We start from the raw sequence: 17,102 nt of genomic DNA, 5'->3' as shown, positions 1-17,102 counted from the left end.
AAACAAAAAAATGTTATTTGGTATGAACTCAACGATTAATAACAATTAACAACTCACCGGATATTGGTCTAGCCAATTAGAGCGACGGTTTATATGCTGTAAAAAGCCTTTAAAAATAATAATGTAGTGATAATCTATCTTTAAGCAGACAAGCAATATTCCTTTATTAGGGACACTTTAGTTCATAATATTTGTCCGCTAAGTGCGTACCCAAGGAACACAATGACAGCACCTTTGATAACTCGTGGCGTCGCAATTCCTGATCGAATGCGAATAAGTCGTTGCGCCAAAATCCCAGAGCTTGGGCCTCGCATGTTATTTTTCAGCGGTGGGAGTGCACTCAATGGTGCTGCTCGTAAATTAAAGAATTACACGCATAATTCTATCCATTTAGTAAGTCCTTACGACTCTGGTGGCAGTTCAGCCGTTATTCGGGAATTTTTCGATATGCCCGCAGTGGGTGATTTACGAAGTCGCATGATGGCGTTGGCCGACGAGTCGGTTCTTGGCCACCCAGAAATTATACGGCTGTTTAACTATCGATTTAGTAAAACAGCGAGTAACTCAGAATTGAAACGTCGTATAGAGTCGATGGTGGCGGGTGAAGATAGCTTAACTCAGGACATTATCAATCCTATGCGCAGTTTAATCTGCAATCATTTAGGGTACTTTTTCAAAAAGATGCCTGCCGCATTTAACCTGCGTGGAGCGAGCATTGGAAACCTAATTATTGTTGGTGGTTATATCAACCATCATCGAGAATTAGATCCCATCATTTATCTGTTTTCAGAATTGGTTAAAGTGCGTGGCATAGTAAGATCAATCACCGATGATAACTTTCATCTTGCCGCCGAATTGGCGGATGGCAGTCAAATCATTGGACAACATAGATTGACTGGAAAAGAAAACCCGCCAATTTCAAGTCCAATTGTGAAGTTGCGCTTAAGCTCGGAACTCACGCGCTTTCGAGGCGTTACAAGTAGTCTCAAAAGCCATAACCGTCGCTTGATTAGCACTGCTGAACTTATCTGTTATTCACCGGGTAGCTTCTATTCGAGTTTAATTGCTAACCTTCTACCTCATGGCATTTCGGAGTCAATTGCCGATAACCCTTGCCCAAAAGTTTATATTCCAAACCGAGGAACAGATCCCGAGCAAGTTGGTATGACATTGAAAGACCAAGTCAATACCCTGATATCCAGATTACAAGTGCAATTTCATAAACCAATCGAAGTGAATAGATTACTGAATTTTATCGTATATGACAGTCGCGGCATTCCAGATAAGGACAAACTCGATCATATAAGTTTTGCAAAAATGGGAATTCAAGTCATAGACACCCCATTAATCAATCAAAATAAACCCGACGTTTATGACGATGACAAATTAGTTAAGGCCCTTATTTCGATGACGTAAAGGTATTTTTTAATACCTGATTAAAAAATCTCCCAGATCATTAATTGACCTAAGAAAATCAATTTTAATTTGGATCAATATTAGCTGAGAGATTTCGTATTTTGATGCCCCTAAGTTTTAACATGCTTTTAATTTAGGAAATCGAAATGAAACATTCATATACCGCTAGTCTTATTGCATTATCAATGGGTTGCCTCTCAGCTTGTGGTGGTAGCGACGGAACACCAGTAATAGAACCTCCTCTAATCGTAACAACGACTACTCCGCCTCCTCCCCCACCGCAAACGACTATAAATGAACAAGTAATGGTCACTGCAATTTTTGAATCAAATACCAATCATCTTGGCTGGGAATATATTATTGAAAATTCACAAACTGGATTCAATGCAGCTATCGAACGAGCTAAAAGCAACAATCTTAAACCTGAGTTTATTGATGTAAAAAGGTTCGGGGATGAGTATACATATACACTTATCACAACGACAAATTATGACGGCGTTAGTTGGAGTATTAGAATCAATGAAACGGCATCACAGTATGAAGCAAGCTTGTCCGAGATGAAAAGTAAAAACTATAGACCTGAAGCAATAGATGTAGATTACGTAAATTACGCGTCCAGATATTCTTCAATCTGGGTGAGTAATGATGACAATCGAAACTGGCAACTCGCGTTGAATCAAGACCAGCAGGGCTATGAAAATTTTATAGATTACTCAAAATTTAATAATCAAACGCCGACTATTTTAGATATCGACATAGTGAACAACAAACAAACTTTTTCAGGTATTTCAGAAACAATACATTCTGGTTGGCAGTTAAATACATGGATGAGTCTTGACGACTTTAATCTGAATGTCGAAGAACAAAAAGCACTTGGTCGACATCCAGTCTATATAGACGTTGACATGAGTGGACAGGAACTTAGGTTTTCAACCATTTGGCTCGATAATATTAACGGATTAGGTTGGTACGTAATTCCTTATAGTGACATAGATGAGTTTAACAGTACTGTGACACAATTGAAGGCCCAAAATTACCGCCCAGTATTGATAAAAACCTGTCGTCCCAGTCAATGCAGCCAATAAGCAGTTATCAAATTTTCTTAACATTGATAACGTTTGCCTCAGTAGATGACGAGTATATTGTAAACGCAGCCCAATAAAATGGATGCTTAAATCGAGGGTTTAAGCGCATTTTATTTTGGGCATTAGCAAGTGCCTCTGGCGCATCCTGGGTAATCGCAAGCTCTTGATAAAAGTAACGCATTAAAAACGCAGATGCTTTATCAGATACAGGCCAAAGTGTGCCTATGGTTTGCTTAGCACCAACCTGTAAAAATGCAGTTGCGATTGATCTAACCCATACCCTTGAAGACAATCCCAACGCAGATTCGCAACCATTTAAAACAACTAGTTGGTTATTAAAGCGGCTTTGCTGAATGTCTTCATAAACCACAAAGCCCTGACGATTAGTTTCTCTGTTTGGTGATAAAATAAAGCCAATAATTGCTGGGTTGGTTGGATTAAAATACGCATGTGACGCTATGTGCAGAACATTAGCGTTTCGACTTTGTTCATTAAACAAAGCTGATTTTGTCGCTTGTTCGCCGATATAGGTAGTCACCCTAGTGTTATCAAATTCCTTGGCAATAAACTCAACTTCTTGTTCACTCCAAGGTAAATCAGGCATATCTTTTCGCCAATCGTCTTGCTCTCGATTATTAACAGGGTTTGCGAAAACAACTACATTTGTTGCCAGACTTCGCTCATCATGCTTAAACTCACTACCTCTTGCTAACCTCTTTAAAATAGAAACCGATTTTATTTTAGGATGATATTTGCTTATTGTAGAAAATGGAAAACGATTGGTAGTACTGCTAGTTTCTATAAAGATATTTTCTGCGAAAAATTGCAATGATTTTTCGGGTAGAAGTCGCAAAACGAGCTTTTTTTCAAAATCATCTAAGTTGCTTTTAAAATGAGTTATTGAAGTCACATATTGATTAATTTGCTTGCTGATTTCTGCTTTATTAGCAATTTTATACAATTTGCTATGAGATTCAGATTGTAACAATAGCCAAACCCAGTGTTCACCATCTAAAAACGTTAAAACACTTTGGTTTGATAAAGCCGATAGTTGATCAAATCCAACTTGATAGTTGAGTTGGAAATCATCACGAATACGTTCGTTTTTTAACGCATTGATGAAATTGTCTATTAAAATATCAGCCGGCGCTCCCCCAGACTTGAGCCCCCCTAATTGTTTACTTATGAGATAATCCACTGCACTTTGATGATCATGTGGTTTGGTTAATTTCAGGGCACTTTCACTAACTTCTACGACTCGATTCAAAGTCATATCAGCCATACTTTTGCGTATATTTACATCATTATTAAATGACTGAGTTAACAGGTTCATATTCGTTAATGCATCGATATTTCCCTGTTCAGCATAATAATCTACGCTCTTTGCTAAAAAGGATTCTGCCCGATTTATAAAATGAATATTAAGGTCTCTTGTTCCTATTTGTAATAAAACCTGTTTCATTGCCTCTAACGATGAGGAAATCGAGCGATTCAAATAGTCGTTTGAGCAATTTTGCGGACGAGATGATAAACAGTGTAAGGCTATCTCCATTGCTATTTCACTCGATAAGCTTATATTTTCATCATTCGCAGAAAGCGCTTTAGCTCGTTCAAAATAATCGTATTTATCGTCAGCATTCGACTCCCGAAATCCATTTATTAGCAATTTCTTCGCCATTACACTTTGATTCATTGTCACCGTCTGTGACTGAGCAAGTGTCTGTTGAACTTGGGCTTCGAGTAACGAAAAATCTAGATTAGCAGTGTTACGCAGAATATCAAAAGAGAGCCCTAAAAAGGCATTAACATTGACATGGTTCTGATCATTCTCCAGTAATTTGTAGAACGATCGCAAACATCCCAGAAGAGCAGAATGATTACGAGCAGAAGAGTCGAATTGAAAATCCGAGAATGCCAATTGGCATTCGATATTGATGCGCCAAAAAGAAGACGTTTCTGAACTTAACAAAGACTGCGCAAAGAACAGCCTGGCAGACTCCACGTCACCTAAAGCCAAATGAACCGAAGCTAAGTTTTTATATAGATAGACCGCTAATAATGGTTGCTCCTCTTGATCAAGATTTAATAAAGCTAAAGAATAACTTTCTAGTGCCTCAGACAACCGTTGTTGTTTTCTGAGAATCCAGCCAATGTTGTTTGAAATTCTAGCAGCCTTGAGGAAGTTTCCATTTTTTACCGCTAACTCAAGTGCTCGAGTTTCGTACTCCAAAGCTAATTGATTGTATTTTGCCTGTTGAACTGGTTGAAATTTAGCGTTGGTTAACGCCCAATGTCCTAGAACATCCCAAAAATCCACTTTAAACGAAGAGTACAGTTTATGATTATTCAGTAGTGATTGAATTTCATCTAAGTGAAATTTAGCTTCTTGAGGTTGGGCATGGTACAGCTGAAACATAGCTTGCAAAATATGGGACATAAATAACTCTGCAATATTATCGCTATTTCTTGCAAGTCTGAGTCTTTGAAGGTATTCACTAGTCTGTTCAACATTAAATTCGTAAATATCTAGTAAAAGTATGTAAGTTAAGGGTTCGAATTGATCAATTTTTGAGACGTTCTCTAAGTAGAAACTATAATAAATTAGTAATAATTGAAGATTTGATTTTTTGTAAAGACGATAAAATGTATCTATCCATAGAGCATTAATAAACTGTTTTTCTTCCTCAGTTGTCAATACAAGCGCTTTTCGCCATAACTCAAACAAACGTTTCAAATTAGTATCGTCAGTAGGTAATTTTTGGTGTAATTCAAAGAGCGAAATTAACAATGGGTGAGGTGCAGCCATATAACGAATCAAGTGCTGATTTTCCAAAGCCTCGTCTTGAGTCATGTAAGCATAAAGGCAAATAGATGAATTGCTTGCAAAGGCAGCATGTAAATCAAGCAACTTAACTTGAGAATTAATGCTAATTTTTTGCGGTGTAAACACACTTAAGTGGCTATCGATGCGGTCGTAAAATAAGAAACGACTTTCTTCAGAACTGTTTTTTTGCAGCTCAACCAATAAGTTGCCGTTTAAGTGCCTATCATTACAATTGGCTGCATTAACTTGAAAGCAACACAATATGAGCAACGATAGACAGTACTTTAAAGCAGATTTTAAAAGCATCTGAAGCTAATAGGAGTATTCAGGTTTGGGATACTTAACTTTTATTCTCATTCCTGCAATACCATTTCGCACTAAACTCTGGCAAAGGGTCAATGCCCACATCAATATCTAAGCTGCCAATACTGGCATTTAGACTGGCTAAGTTACTATCACTGCTTTCGGCCAATAAACCTAAAATGGCTTTAAAAATCTTGATGTGATCTTCACTTAAGTCAGGAGGGGTTAAATCATAACTTAAATCAAATGAACTAGAATGAAGATAAAAATTCTCAATTCCATTTTCCACCTCTACTGTTGTATAAGCAAACCCAAAATAGAGGTAACCGTTGTCAGAAAAAATGATTGAAATTGGTGTTGCCACCCCCTCAATTTTTGCTAATAGATATTCAACAGGCTCTTCCAGATAAGTATCAACGTTTCTTCGAAGTCTTACTACTGTTATAAATTTTTCCACTTTCTTATCCAACAGAACTAAGGCTTCTGATAAATTGTGTTTTAATCTGTAATTCAAAGGAAGCTTAGGATTTGGTGTGACAGGACTTTTGTAGATGCCAAAAAGATCCCCATTCTTTTCTTGAAAGAAAGGGTCATCAATAATTTCATTCTCTGACGCTGGGGAATCAGAGTCATGATACGACCAAATTCCATTGCATTTTAGATTAAATTCGAACATCGGTCTCTCCTTGCTATTTAGTGAGTAAAAGAAAAGCTTGTAGTTTTTGCATCGTATTTAGACTGATTAACTCAGGGTTATCGATTTCATCGTTTATGAAAAAACAAGCTATGTAAGCAGCTACCAGTAAGCTTCCTGCAGGACCTAGCATTTTTTCAAATTCCATATTATCTTTTTTACAAAAGTAGGCTTCACACAAAATGCCTAACCATAACGGGCAATGTTCGCTAACAATGTCGAAAATCTGATTTTCTTTTAAGTGGTAAATCAAAGGCTCAAAAAACTTAGGGCTTAACTGACCTGCACTTTCAATAATATGATCAAAATGTCTTTGTATTTTAGTACTGAAAGGGTTTCCAATGTGCTCATCTAAAGAGCTTTTTATTTCTAAACACACTCGATTAAAACTTGGCAATTCATAAAACTCCCCTCGAATTAGATTTCTTATTGCTAAATGATTCTCAGGACAAGTTAATAATGGCAATTTAAAACGAATTGCCGGAAACACGGGATGTGATTCATTAAACGAGTATCCGTCAAAAAGCATATCCCACTCTACAACATGAGATTTATTAGATATATTGTTCTTTCTTGCGCCATTCATACTGAAACGAAACAATTCGTCGATATCCATTCTAAGTGGAATTGAATTCGAACTTTTTCTCAAAATATAGCTTTCTCTAACCATTGTATGGCCGAATCGAAAAGCAGCTTTTTCAAAAATAAGTTGAAGTTTTGAGGAATTATTAGCAGTTTCCCGTGACCAATTTTTTAAACTTCTTAAAGTACTTTTATCATCAATTACAAATTGATAAACGTCTTCACTCAAGATGCGCTTTAAATAGTCGTTTTTTATAATTTGACGGTAGACTTGTATACATTTCGATTTAGATTTATCGAACTTTTGATACGAATTTTTAGATTCAACATCGAGATCACAGAATTTGTTATGTAACTTGATAAACTGCAGGTGTAATTGCGCGACAAGCCAGTTTTCGTCATTTCGTTTATCAGGAATTAACGAAATTCTTTTCTCGAAATTACGCGGTATATCAATAGCTTCCCCTTGACATGTATTGGGGGAGCTTTCGGTTCTGAAAAGTAGCTTTCCACAACATTTACACCAATTGTCGTTCCCTGCGTAAACTGGATTTAGATTCAGCCCAACCTTGCGACATATTTTATAGTGTTCAAACCATTCAGAGTCGCACCCTTTTTTTTCATTGTTTAAATTTGTACATGAATCTTGAGATAGCACAAGATCGTGGTCGATAAACTGTCCGAAGTAGGTATAACCACCAGGGATTCCTTTAATTTTCGAAGAAGGTCTTACAGTATCTAAATGGAGTATTTTCCCTAACATAAACAATACGTTATGATTAGTTTCGCTAGCTTCCTTTGATGTAAACTGTTTTTGATGTTTTAAAATCTTTTTAAACGACTCTACCGACTCTCCATGCATGTTTAATCTCCGCGGATAACTTTAAATTTAAACGTAACCTCTTCGCCGGATTGATCTAAAACATTTACCTTATACACACCATCTGATAAGGATTCTTCACCTAAAACAATTGCAATATCACCCATTTCTGTTTGACTAATTCCAGTGCCTTTAAACACCAAATCATCATTACTTTCTTCAATAATATTAACGTCTAATAGACCAACCTGTTTTGGACTAACGCTAAACATGAGCAATACATTCTCTGTTTCGCCATCTATATATAATTGCCGTTCAATTTGTGGTGCAGAACGCATATTGTCCAGCATGAAAACTTGCTGAGCGACAACTGATTGATGATTGTTTGTGGTTAAAGTAAAAAATATAAAACTTGCCAACGCACCTGCACCCGCTGCAAACAATATCTGAAAAACGGATCTCGGTGCTTTCTGCTTGTTTTGGGTTATAACTGTTTGCTCAAATGCCTCATCCAAAAAGTCGCTATATAATTTATCTGTTTCCAGTTCATTCAAATAGTCAGGGTTATCCAATAAAAATAATTCGAAGGCTTCCATCTCAATCTTGTCGAGCTTTCCTTGACAATATTTAATGCCTATTTGCTGTTGATTAACCTGCTCTTTTGTAAACTGCATACTAATGATTTACTCGTTCGTATTGTTGAATATAGCCATACTCTTTTACGTGATATGACATCAATGGTTCTCTCACGTTAAAAGCGGATATGGATTCGCAGAACACAAAAATCATTGCACCAATAGTGAGAATTTCCGTCATGCTCATGGTATTGACGTTCAATTTAAGCTTAGTTGCTAAAAGTTGATTTAAACGTTGTTTCGCGCGATATAACACCCGATCATAGTGTTCAGAGGACAATGTCAATTCACTGCAAATATCTGTTTTGTTAGCTAACGCAATATAAGTTAGACGAAGAATATCAGCGTCTCGTTGGGAGGGTAGTTCGTTTATCACTTGTACAATAAGTTCGACAATTCTCTGCTTTTCAACGCGTTGGTCCAGGTTTGGTGATAGTGCATCACTAATATGTGCAAATTCTTCGGTGGCACCTGTTTGCTGCCGTTTAATTTTTCTTTTGTAATCAATCAGTAAATTAATTCCAACACTTCGAATAAATGAAGTTAGTCCTTGCGGATTTTTAATTTCTCCCTGGCGGGCTTTGTTGAGCACTATGATAAACGTGTCCTGACACAAATCTTTAGCTAAATCTGAGTCTTTAGTTTGGCTTCGTAGGATAAAGAAAAGCTGTTTATAGTAAAATTCAACCAATGATTGCTCAGCTGTTTTATCTTTATTATAAATTCTAGATAATAAATCTTGCTGATTGCCTGACTGAGAACTTGGTTGCAACTCCATGGCTAATGCCTTTGTTGGTATTCGTTATAAGAAAACTACCCCAAGCTGTTCAATAAATCAACAATGACTGTCCATAATATAAACGACAGGATTACTACTTAGGTTATTTTTTTAGATTATATTTATAAGTAATCGCAAAATATAAACCTAAGTAGTAACCGCTGTTTGCAATGTTTGGACAATGAGGTTATTTCCCCTTCCATCTTGATAACAGCTTCGAAATGGTAGCATTAGCCAACTCTTGCCCCATTTCAGCATACGTTGGGGGCGCTAAAACATTGTTTACTTTTGCGAATCCGTCATTAGTTGCAATCCAAGAAGTTTTAGTCAAGTTGTAGTTAATTTCGCTTTTCACTTTTGCGATAACCTGACCTGTATGTACACTCTTAATTTCTGCATAAGGCTCAAAACCTACTGGGTGATCCGAGCTTGGAACAAATAAAACTTCTAACAAATAGTCTGTATTGTCTTGAAATGCCGTTGTTTCAATCTCTTTTGAATCGAGATCATACAATGGCGAGTCAGAGGAGCTATTAACAGCGGTCTTTCGAATAAGTACTGCACTATCGACTAAAATCACCCCTGCGCTCAAAATAGTTTCGATGAACCCCGCCTTAAATGATTCTACTTGAGCTTCATTTGGCGCAAAACGTTGAACTTGATAAGATCTATTTAATGTATGCTGCGAACTTTGGTAATCAGCGCGAGAATTAGTCGTACCATTAACAACATTTAAAGACTCAAAATGCCTTTCTTGTGTAGGAGCTAATTCCCAATCACTAAATTGCTGATCGAATTTATCATTCCACAAAATCGTAAACTTAGGGCTTTGCTTCTCAACATAGATTGTTAAAAAGCTTCCCAAATCCAAATTTTTATTAACTTTCTCTCCTCCCGTTTGGCGCATTGGTTGTTTATTAACACCTGATGAAGGAGGCAAAGCGGCCGATAACTCCGTAGCAACGAAAGTTGTAAGCATGATGATCATAAGGTTATAGATTTTCATTCTAACTGCCCCCATTTCTAATATTAATCACGAAATGACTACTCTTACTGCTTGTAGCCGACACTTGTAATACTTGAGTCTGAAATGGTGAAATCGTTAACTGTTGCCATCTCGAAGAATCTTCAGTTGCAATAAAGTTAGCGTCGTACCAACCAACGCTTACTTCAATTATCAATGGCTGCTTAGAAATATTTTGCAGCAGCATATTCACCTGAGTATTACCAGTTTCTGACTTACTGATAGTGAGATTGTCAACTGTTACGAGCTTTCTTAAATCAAAATCAATAAATTGCACGCTGTTTAATTTCAATTGTTCCGGCGTATTTACGCATGCGGCAAGCAACAAAAAAAAGAAAGCGTTTACTAACAAATTCCTCGTTTTAAGCTGACTGATTTTGTTATCTATATACAACATCATCTACTCCTGTTTTTTTGAATTCATAAGCGTCAGCCCAAACCGTTACCCCCAATTCCATATCTACTAATTCGAAATTAATGAAGTGATATCTGGACGTCATTCCATTAGCATGGCGTTCGTCACTTGTTAAAATATTGCCGACTAATTTAAAATCGACACCAGCTGTTGCTTGTGTCTGACGAATAGTCCCTTTATCAACTAGTCCAGCAAGCTTTAACTCCCGTTCAGCTTCTATTGCACGCTGAGCATAGCGTGCCACAAATACCATACGTCCATTGGCGGCTTGAGTTAGTCCATTTCTTAACCGAGTAGTAATTAATTTTCGGTTAATTCGGGAATTACCATCTAACGTAAAGTTAGTTTCATCCACAAGAACTCGAGGGGCTTGGCTTAAGCCAGCAAAAGTTGGTTCGTTTAAAATGCTACGCACCATTTTATCCGCCATATTAATCACATCGTTTGATTCAATACCCACACCACTAGAACGACTTTCTTTATTCGGGTTGATATATTTTGTTTGAATTCCGGATGCATTGGGTACCGAAGTTGAACTGCACGCTATTACAGAAATACTCAGCATCAGTGCACAGGAAAATTCAAAATATTTTTTGCAGATACTCATTTTGCTCTCCTTATCCGCTCACTTTATGCCACGCGAAATAGCATTGGCCTGTTTGCTGAGGTTTGATTTTAACTTCACCAAATTCTCCGCTAACCACGATATCAGACAAGGCATAGTCATCATCCGCGAACATGGTTTGCGCGTGAATAAAGCGGGGTAAATTATTCCACTGCCGAGTATCTGCTTCTGGAATTGTATTTTCTGACATTGCGCCAGCAACTAGTGACCCTAAGGCGAAAAGTGCTCCAATGGCGCTAGCGTTCTGTGCCGAATTGTGATCACCATACATTGAGCTAACGTTGGCGTAGGTAAGCGATGCCGTAGCGGTGGCGGCTGCAACATCAGCGACATTTTTAGTACTATCTTTGAACTCAGCTTTACCTTGTAAAATAGCGTCAATGCTTCGTCCATTACGGGTTGTAGCTTGATGCACTAAATCTTCAATTTTGTCAGGATAAAAGTTTTGTTCGTTAAATTTTATTTTTATAAAACCATTATCGGTCTGTGGAGCAGCTTTAAACTTTAATTTTTCTGAATGTTTACCTGAGGCATATTTAACCGGTCCTTGACCAGATTCTATTAGCACCAACAAATTTGCATTTTGTTGTGGTGTTAAATTCGCGGCAGCAAAATCATCCTTCGCAGCAGAGGTTTCACCCGCACAATGTTTTGCCCAGCCGCGTAGAAACATTAAAGACGTCATATCTGCCTGATATTCCTCTCCCGCCGACATGGTGTCTTGATATTCGCCCCAACTAAACGCAGTTTTTGCACTTTGTAAGTTGTCGTTTAACATATCAGCGATACCTAAGTAGTAGCCTACCATCGCTCGCTCGTAGGGCTCTCCTTTAAAATCCTTGTTTGCTTCCTCAACATAGTTACTACGCGCAGCTTTTGCAGCTTTATTGTCTGCATAAATGGTTTCTATACGAGTATAAGCATCCTCCATCAAACGTCGCGTAATATGGTGGTCGCCGTGTTCCAATGCCGTTACCCCAGCTCTCATATTGACCAATACTTGATCACGCAGCCCAGTTTTTTTATTTTGAGCTATATATGGCTGTAAATAGACTGGATGAGTTTGTGGTGAGTTGCTTACTTGCTTTCCAGCGCTATTGTTTGCTTCATCTAGCAAGTTTGACAAGATGCCTGGTTGTGTTTTGGTAACGCTTGCACATCCCGCCGCTAACGTAGATGCGACAAAAATTGAAATTAGTGGTAGTTGTTTAACCGAGTCCATTTGATAGTTCCCCTTATTGTTTTGGATAGGTTCAGTTGGGGAAGTGGAATTGGAAATACAAATCTCCCACTTTAATTAAATTTATCTTTGAGAGTACGAATAAGTACTAGCCGATCAACAGGAAGGTTGTGAAAAACAGGTAAATTAATATTGAAAATATGAAACGAATTGTAGAACATTTTATGTCCTACAATTCGTTCTAAAAGACTGTTGCAATTTGTTAGGCTGAGAAGCCCCAAGTATCCAACCACTCAGTACTAAATATGGTCCAAAAATCAAATGCTAAGCCCCATTCGATATATTCATAAGGTAGCCACGCATAGCCTCTATCTCCCCAATCATACCCCCATGAATTTCGGACTTTGAACCTTCGTTTTGCCGTGTCATACCCCACAATTAACATAGCATGACCGCCAATCAATCGATCATTGTTAGAGGGTACAGGTATAACATTGTCACTATCTGGCAAAGTAAAAATACCATCTGTTACCCACATGCCAAAAGCAACTGGAACACCTGCAGTTAATGATTTACACACATTCGCTACTATTTCGTCAGGACTTGAATTGAGTGGATCGAGACGCACATAATCAATCGCTTGGAAGCTCTGAGCCATGGCGTAAATAAATGCATCAGGCTCGTCATCGAAATTGGATACATTGTAAGGCCACCACGTTTCCGGAGGCACGCCAAAAATTTTCATGGCTTTAATAGTTTCTCTTATTGTTGCTCCACTATCTCCTTCTCCACGACTTGCCATTAAATTTCGCGTCGCTTTATATAAAAATATCCGAGATAGGTGCAACTCCTTATTCGTTGCACGCTTAATCAAGTATTCAACTAATCCAACAACAGCTTGCGCTGTGCAACTGCCCAAATCGAGCTGATCTTCAACTTCAGTAAACGCGTTATGAACACTTAAATCTACGCTTTCAGACAATGATATACTTGCGTTGTTACCTTCCAGAAATACGTTTCCATTGTTAGAACTCAATTGTTTAAAGAGCGCTTCATAGTTAGATTTATGCGTTTGTTTATAAAATTCTGAAGGAGTTTGATCGCGTAAATCTGGCATGTCCTTATGACAGCCAAGCCTCAGTGTGCCTCCTCCCTGTCCATTTGCAGGTCGGATTGGAGGTCTAGGGTTTCGTTCGTTGGTTCGACAATTTGTTGACATCGTCTTCTCCTTAGTTAAATTCGGCTGCAGAAAATTTACTGTAGCCACGTTAAAAGTTTTGAATTCTTCTATTCAGATTTGCACGGCTTACATGTTTTCTCTTTTTTTACATCAGAATTAACAGGCACAACTTTGGCTTTTTCACCTGAGTCATAAATCTCTTCTAGTACCTTGGTTAGATTATCTGGTAGATCCGTTTGCTCGTCCGCTAAGGTAATTTTGGTTTGGTTATCGTTCATTTCGATTGAAACCTGTTTGGCTATAGCCGCTTTTTTCTTAGGTACAGTTTTCATTACTACCACCGCGCCGGTACTGGATGTGGTAACTTTGTCTCCTTGAAAATCGAACTTAAAAATCAATGGACCTTGGTTGTCCGATATTTCCACGTCTATAATCAGACTCTCGCCACTTAAAGAAACGTTTTTAACTGTCTGGCCTGGAAAGTAAGGAGTCACTTTATCAATAGATAACGAATCTTTAAGCAGCCCTAAGTTCTGACCTGTAAAAACTAATCTTTTTGAGGTGGTTATTGGCTTCCCTTTATCATCGAGTTGGATTTCAATAACATGTGGAAATGCTTGTAGGAAGGCTGGCTTTTTTACTTTTTCTGGACTCTTTTTCTGTTTTGGGAGGTTAGTATAAACATAACTCCCGAGTAGCTTGCTTTGAAGCTCCTCACATTTCAGCCCTTCATATGCGAAAAAACTTGCTTCTGCCGCACAGTCCTCATTGACATCTTCCATCACCGTGCGCATTTGCCCTGTACTTAGTGGAGCTCTGTAAGGCCAAGTCGCTACACCAGTCCAGTTCCGTTCAGCGGGTAACCAACGATGAGTAGTAGAAAAGTGTAATCGCGCTTCCAACAAACAAAATCGAATATCTGGTTCAGTGCAGTCTCTAGCAATCACGAACTTATTGAATACACCGGATTGCATTTGTTCAGCATTAAGCTTCATTAAAATGGGGAAGGTTTCTCGCTGTAACCCTTCTTGAATATCGTGCCCATCAGAACCTGCAGCATAAAACGCGGGTCCAACTTCAAGACCAATCATTTGCGACTGATCGTTAAATATATTCACTCGATTACGGCGATTTCGAGAACTATATTCACGTTTCTGTTGACGCGAAAAATCGGCAAATACTTCGGCAGCTTTTTCAACCCCCGCCTCTTTTAATGAAGCAGCTAACATTAAAGACAAACTAAATTGCGACATCTGTCGGTTTTGAAGATCCATATTTTGACCATAACTCACTGGCGAGATTGCAGTAATATCGAAGTTTGCATTAGGCACGTTTTCTGGTTTAGCAAGCCCAGCGTCATTCAATGCGTTGTTAGAATCCTTTAGAATTGCCTGCTTATCTTTTTCATTTAGGAGACAGTAATCTTGATCAACTCTCTTTTTTATAGAACAGTCGAGCCTGTACTGATCAGCAATAGCAGCCCGTTCATATAGACTAAAAGTTTTATCCAACAAAAATTCATCGAGCCCATCTGCCGTAGCTGGTCTGTAAACAATTTTAGGTCGAATGGTAATTTGAATTTTATAATCCTCCATGCTTCTCCAGCCAGGATTGACGGATATCATGCTTACACCAAACAACGTGCTTTTTTCGCCCTTAGAAAGGCTTGAGAACATGCTTTGCAAGAAATGATTTGTAACTGCTTGACTAATTGCCGCCTCATCGGGCAAGGCATTCGCTTGCAAGGCCGTCCTGTCGTTGTCCGAATAAGGCGCAACTAGTGAAGACTTAGATAAAAACGGGGTAGATTGAAGCCTTTGGATAGCTGGCGCATTGTTTTCAGCTAGCGTTGGATACTCTAGATCTTGAGGAATGGAAATACTATTTAGACTAGCCTGATAATCTGCGAGACAAGATTTACGTCGTGTTAAGGCTACTGTTATTAATTCAGTTCTTTTATCAACGTCATCTACCCCATTCATCGTATAAGCAGTTGTTAACTCCTTGTCTGAGGCAGATAAACAAGTTTCTAAATTATTTTGAACAACTTCTTCTATAAATTGCTGATTGTCTGATAATACCTGTTGTTGAGTTTCACTTAGAGTGAAATTAGTCTGTTCGCTTTTAGCCTGCTGATATTCCTGAAGCGCTGATTCGTATTTCGCTTGATTGATTGGATCGAATTTAGCAGTCATATTTGCCATTAGCGCGAACACCATTTGATCATGCACTGCAATTCCAGCGTTTATTTCTGATTTAGCCCTTTTAAAATAGGAATCTGGAGTTTCATTCAATTCAAAATCGTAAACCCCCTCTTCAGCCCAAGACAATGACGGTGCTGATGCGGAAGCAAACCCCCACTCTTCTAGCACCCGTTCTGCTTTTGTTATGCCGGGATATTTATCTTCTATGGATGAAGTTGCGCAACCACCAAGCATAGTTAAAGCGCAAATTTTGGCACCCAAAACCAATTTTTTGGTATTTCTATTCATGTTCCCTTCCACATTTTTTAAGTTGTATTTCAACCTACAGTGGAATGGTGCATACCTATCTCTCAGTCTTTGATTGTATTTTTACAAAGAAAATAAAAGAATTATCAAAATGGTTTTACGACTTTGCTTAGTCCAAGTGCACTTTTGCCCTTAAGTGTGGCAATAGCAAAGGTGAATTGATGAGACCAACTGTAAATACAATTGTATTGAAGAGTTCGGATATTGAATAAACGATGAATGCACCAGCTTGACATCCAAATTAAAAATGCGAGTCTATTAGCATCCCATTGTTAATAATGAATAAAGTGATTCAACTACACGTAAATCACTCTTCGCAAAATAAACCATATAGCGTCGCAATAATTGCCTCCACCTCTTTACTAGCAAGCGCATAATAAATGGTTTGAGCTTCACGACGGTTGATCACTAAGTTGTCTTTACGCAAGACACTCAAGTGTTGAGAAAGTGTCGATTGGGGAATATCTAACTCTATCATTATCTGGCTAACTGAAAGTTCACCCTTATTAAGTAAACACAGTATAAGTAACCGGTTTTTATTCGCCATGGCTCTTAACAGCGTAGCGGCATGTTCCGCATTCGCCTGCATTTCAGTTAAATTCATAGATTAGATAATTTTCTCGACTCGTGAAGCCAGCATCATACCAATTAACATGGCTAGCACAAACAGCAATATACCGGGTACTCCCCCACTTATGTTTGTTATCGCTGGACCTGGGCATATACCACTTAATCCCCAACCGATGCCAAACAAACTCGCACCAACAACAAGCTTTGCATCGACATTTTTTTTATTCGGTAAATCACAGGGTTCGCCGAATATCGTGTGTTGCTTTGGCTTAACGTAGAAATGATAAAACGGTAAGTACACTAACAATCCCCCCACCATTACAAATGCCAAAGTGGGATCCCATGCACCGAACAGATCTAAAAAGCCCAGTACAACTTTCGGGTCGACCATGCTAGAGATAGTTAATCCAATACCAAATAACAAGCCGCTAAGTAATCCAAAGATAATACCTTTCATTTAA

15 protein-coding genes are annotated in these 17,102 nt (G+C 38.3%); 2 read left to right on the top strand and 13 right to left on the bottom strand.

Translation table 11 applies throughout. From position 1 onward, the window contains the following. The first annotated feature begins 222 nt into the window (after positions 1-222). Both GLIP_RS05760 and GLIP_RS05755 read left to right on the top strand, forming a co-directional pair. Complete coding sequence (locus GLIP_RS05760; protein WP_008843654.1) at positions 223-1,416, top strand: GAK system CofD-like protein; 1,194 nt, start codon at positions 223-225, stop codon at positions 1,414-1,416. Between the two features lie 146 nt (positions 1,417-1,562). Further along, entirely contained in the window at positions 1,563-2,501 is a 939-nt protein-coding gene (locus tag GLIP_RS05755) for a hypothetical protein (protein WP_008843653.1), read from the top strand. Positions 2,502-2,508: 7 nt separating this feature from the next. On the opposite strand, the gene GLIP_RS05750 is transcribed toward GLIP_RS05755, so the two are convergent. The 13 genes from GLIP_RS05750 to GLIP_RS05690 all read right to left on the bottom strand — a co-directional run bounded on the left by GLIP_RS05750 (position 2,509) and on the right by GLIP_RS05690 (position 17,098). Further along, complete coding sequence (locus GLIP_RS05750) at positions 2,509-5,526, bottom strand: CHAT domain-containing tetratricopeptide repeat protein (RefSeq protein ID WP_008843652.1); 3,018 nt, start codon at positions 5,524-5,526, stop codon at positions 2,509-2,511. A gap of 139 nt (positions 5,527-5,665) precedes the next feature. After that, positions 5,666-6,304 (bottom strand): hypothetical protein, encoded by a 639-nt coding sequence (locus tag GLIP_RS05745; protein WP_008843651.1) that lies wholly within the window; start codon positions 6,302-6,304, stop codon positions 5,666-5,668. 13 nt (positions 6,305-6,317) lie between these two features. Then, on the bottom strand, positions 6,318-7,667 hold the full coding sequence (locus GLIP_RS05740) for a peroxidase family protein (protein ID WP_226992186.1): 1,350 nt from the start codon (positions 7,665-7,667) through the stop codon (positions 6,318-6,320). Positions 7,668-7,768: 101 nt separating this feature from the next. Further along, the gene (locus tag GLIP_RS05735; RefSeq protein ID WP_008843649.1) at positions 7,769-8,398 is read right to left on the bottom strand and encodes a hypothetical protein; all 630 of its coding nucleotides are present in this window, start codon (positions 8,396-8,398) and stop codon (positions 7,769-7,771) included. Between the two features lies 1 nt (position 8,399). Further along, complete coding sequence (locus GLIP_RS05730) at positions 8,400-9,137, bottom strand: RNA polymerase sigma factor (protein WP_008843648.1); 738 nt, start codon at positions 9,135-9,137, stop codon at positions 8,400-8,402. Positions 9,138-9,324: 187 nt separating this feature from the next. Then, the gene (locus tag GLIP_RS05725) at positions 9,325-10,143 is read right to left on the bottom strand and encodes a hypothetical protein (RefSeq protein ID WP_040522039.1); all 819 of its coding nucleotides are present in this window, start codon (positions 10,141-10,143) and stop codon (positions 9,325-9,327) included. A 1-nt stretch (position 10,144) separates the two neighbouring features. Then, complete coding sequence (locus GLIP_RS05720) at positions 10,145-10,561, bottom strand: DUF1425 domain-containing protein (RefSeq protein ID WP_153886276.1); 417 nt, start codon at positions 10,559-10,561, stop codon at positions 10,145-10,147. Continuing rightward, on the bottom strand, positions 10,542-11,183 hold the full coding sequence (locus GLIP_RS05715; protein WP_008843645.1) for a hypothetical protein: 642 nt from the start codon (positions 11,181-11,183) through the stop codon (positions 10,542-10,544). Before GLIP_RS05715 ends, GLIP_RS05720 begins: the two co-directional genes overlap by 20 nt. Positions 11,184-11,193: 10 nt before the next feature. Further along, positions 11,194-12,423 carry a hypothetical protein gene (locus GLIP_RS21345; RefSeq protein WP_008843644.1) on the bottom strand — a complete coding sequence of 410 codons (1,230 nt, stop codon included), beginning with the start codon at positions 12,421-12,423 and terminating at the stop codon, positions 11,194-11,196. Positions 12,424-12,643: 220 nt separating this feature from the next. Then, positions 12,644-13,600, bottom strand: coding sequence for a C1 family peptidase (locus tag GLIP_RS05705; RefSeq protein WP_008843643.1), 957 nt, complete (start codon positions 13,598-13,600; stop codon positions 12,644-12,646). Positions 13,601-13,668: 68 nt separating this feature from the next. Then, positions 13,669-16,053, bottom strand: a complete 2,385-nt coding sequence (locus GLIP_RS05700) for a hypothetical protein (RefSeq protein WP_008843642.1) — start codon at positions 16,051-16,053, stop codon at positions 13,669-13,671. A gap of 325 nt (positions 16,054-16,378) precedes the next feature. Then, positions 16,379-16,675, bottom strand: coding sequence for an ArsR/SmtB family transcription factor (locus GLIP_RS05695; protein ID WP_008843641.1), 297 nt, complete (start codon positions 16,673-16,675; stop codon positions 16,379-16,381). A 3-nt stretch (positions 16,676-16,678) separates the two neighbouring features. Next, positions 16,679-17,098, bottom strand: coding sequence for a DUF6691 family protein (locus GLIP_RS05690; protein WP_008843640.1), 420 nt, complete (start codon positions 17,096-17,098; stop codon positions 16,679-16,681). Between the last annotated feature and the right edge of the window lie 4 nt (positions 17,099-17,102).

Source organism: Aliiglaciecola lipolytica E3, from assembly GCF_000314975.1.
Classification (GTDB): domain Bacteria; phylum Pseudomonadota; class Gammaproteobacteria; order Enterobacterales; family Alteromonadaceae; genus Aliiglaciecola; species Aliiglaciecola lipolytica.
The sequence above is the reverse complement of the archived record's forward strand: the minus strand, read 5'-3'. Positions and strand labels throughout refer to the sequence as shown.

Coding starts and splice junctions, on each gene's coding strand:
- GLIP_RS05760 (WP_008843654.1), top strand. CDS start 223: ATGACAGCACCTTTGATAACTCGTGGCGTCGCAATTCCTGATCGAATG.
- GLIP_RS05755 (WP_008843653.1), top strand. CDS start 1,563: ATGAAACATTCATATACCGCTAGTCTTATTGCATTATCAATGGGTTGC.
- GLIP_RS05745 (WP_008843651.1), bottom strand. CDS start 6,304: ATGTTCGAATTTAATCTAAAATGCAATGGAATTTGGTCGTATCATGAC.
- GLIP_RS05740 (WP_226992186.1), bottom strand. CDS start 7,667: ATGTTAGGGAAAATACTCCATTTAGATACTGTAAGACCTTCTTCGAAA.
- GLIP_RS05735 (WP_008843649.1), bottom strand. CDS start 8,398: ATGCAGTTTACAAAAGAGCAGGTTAATCAACAGCAAATAGGCATTAAA.
- GLIP_RS05730 (WP_008843648.1), bottom strand. CDS start 9,137: ATGGAGTTGCAACCAAGTTCTCAGTCAGGCAATCAGCAAGATTTATTA.
- GLIP_RS05725 (WP_040522039.1), bottom strand. CDS start 10,143: ATGAAAATCTATAACCTTATGATCATCATGCTTACAACTTTCGTTGCT.
- GLIP_RS05720 (WP_153886276.1), bottom strand. CDS start 10,561: ATGATGTTGTATATAGATAACAAAATCAGTCAGCTTAAAACGAGGAAT.
- GLIP_RS05715 (WP_008843645.1), bottom strand. CDS start 11,183: ATGAGTATCTGCAAAAAATATTTTGAATTTTCCTGTGCACTGATGCTG.
- GLIP_RS21345 (WP_008843644.1), bottom strand. CDS start 12,423: ATGGACTCGGTTAAACAACTACCACTAATTTCAATTTTTGTCGCATCT.
- GLIP_RS05705 (WP_008843643.1), bottom strand. CDS start 13,600: ATGTCAACAAATTGTCGAACCAACGAACGAAACCCTAGACCTCCAATC.
- GLIP_RS05700 (WP_008843642.1), bottom strand. CDS start 16,053: ATGAATAGAAATACCAAAAAATTGGTTTTGGGTGCCAAAATTTGCGCT.
- GLIP_RS05695 (WP_008843641.1), bottom strand. CDS start 16,675: ATGAATTTAACTGAAATGCAGGCGAATGCGGAACATGCCGCTACGCTG.
- GLIP_RS05690 (WP_008843640.1), bottom strand. CDS start 17,098: ATGAAAGGTATTATCTTTGGATTACTTAGCGGCTTGTTATTTGGTATT.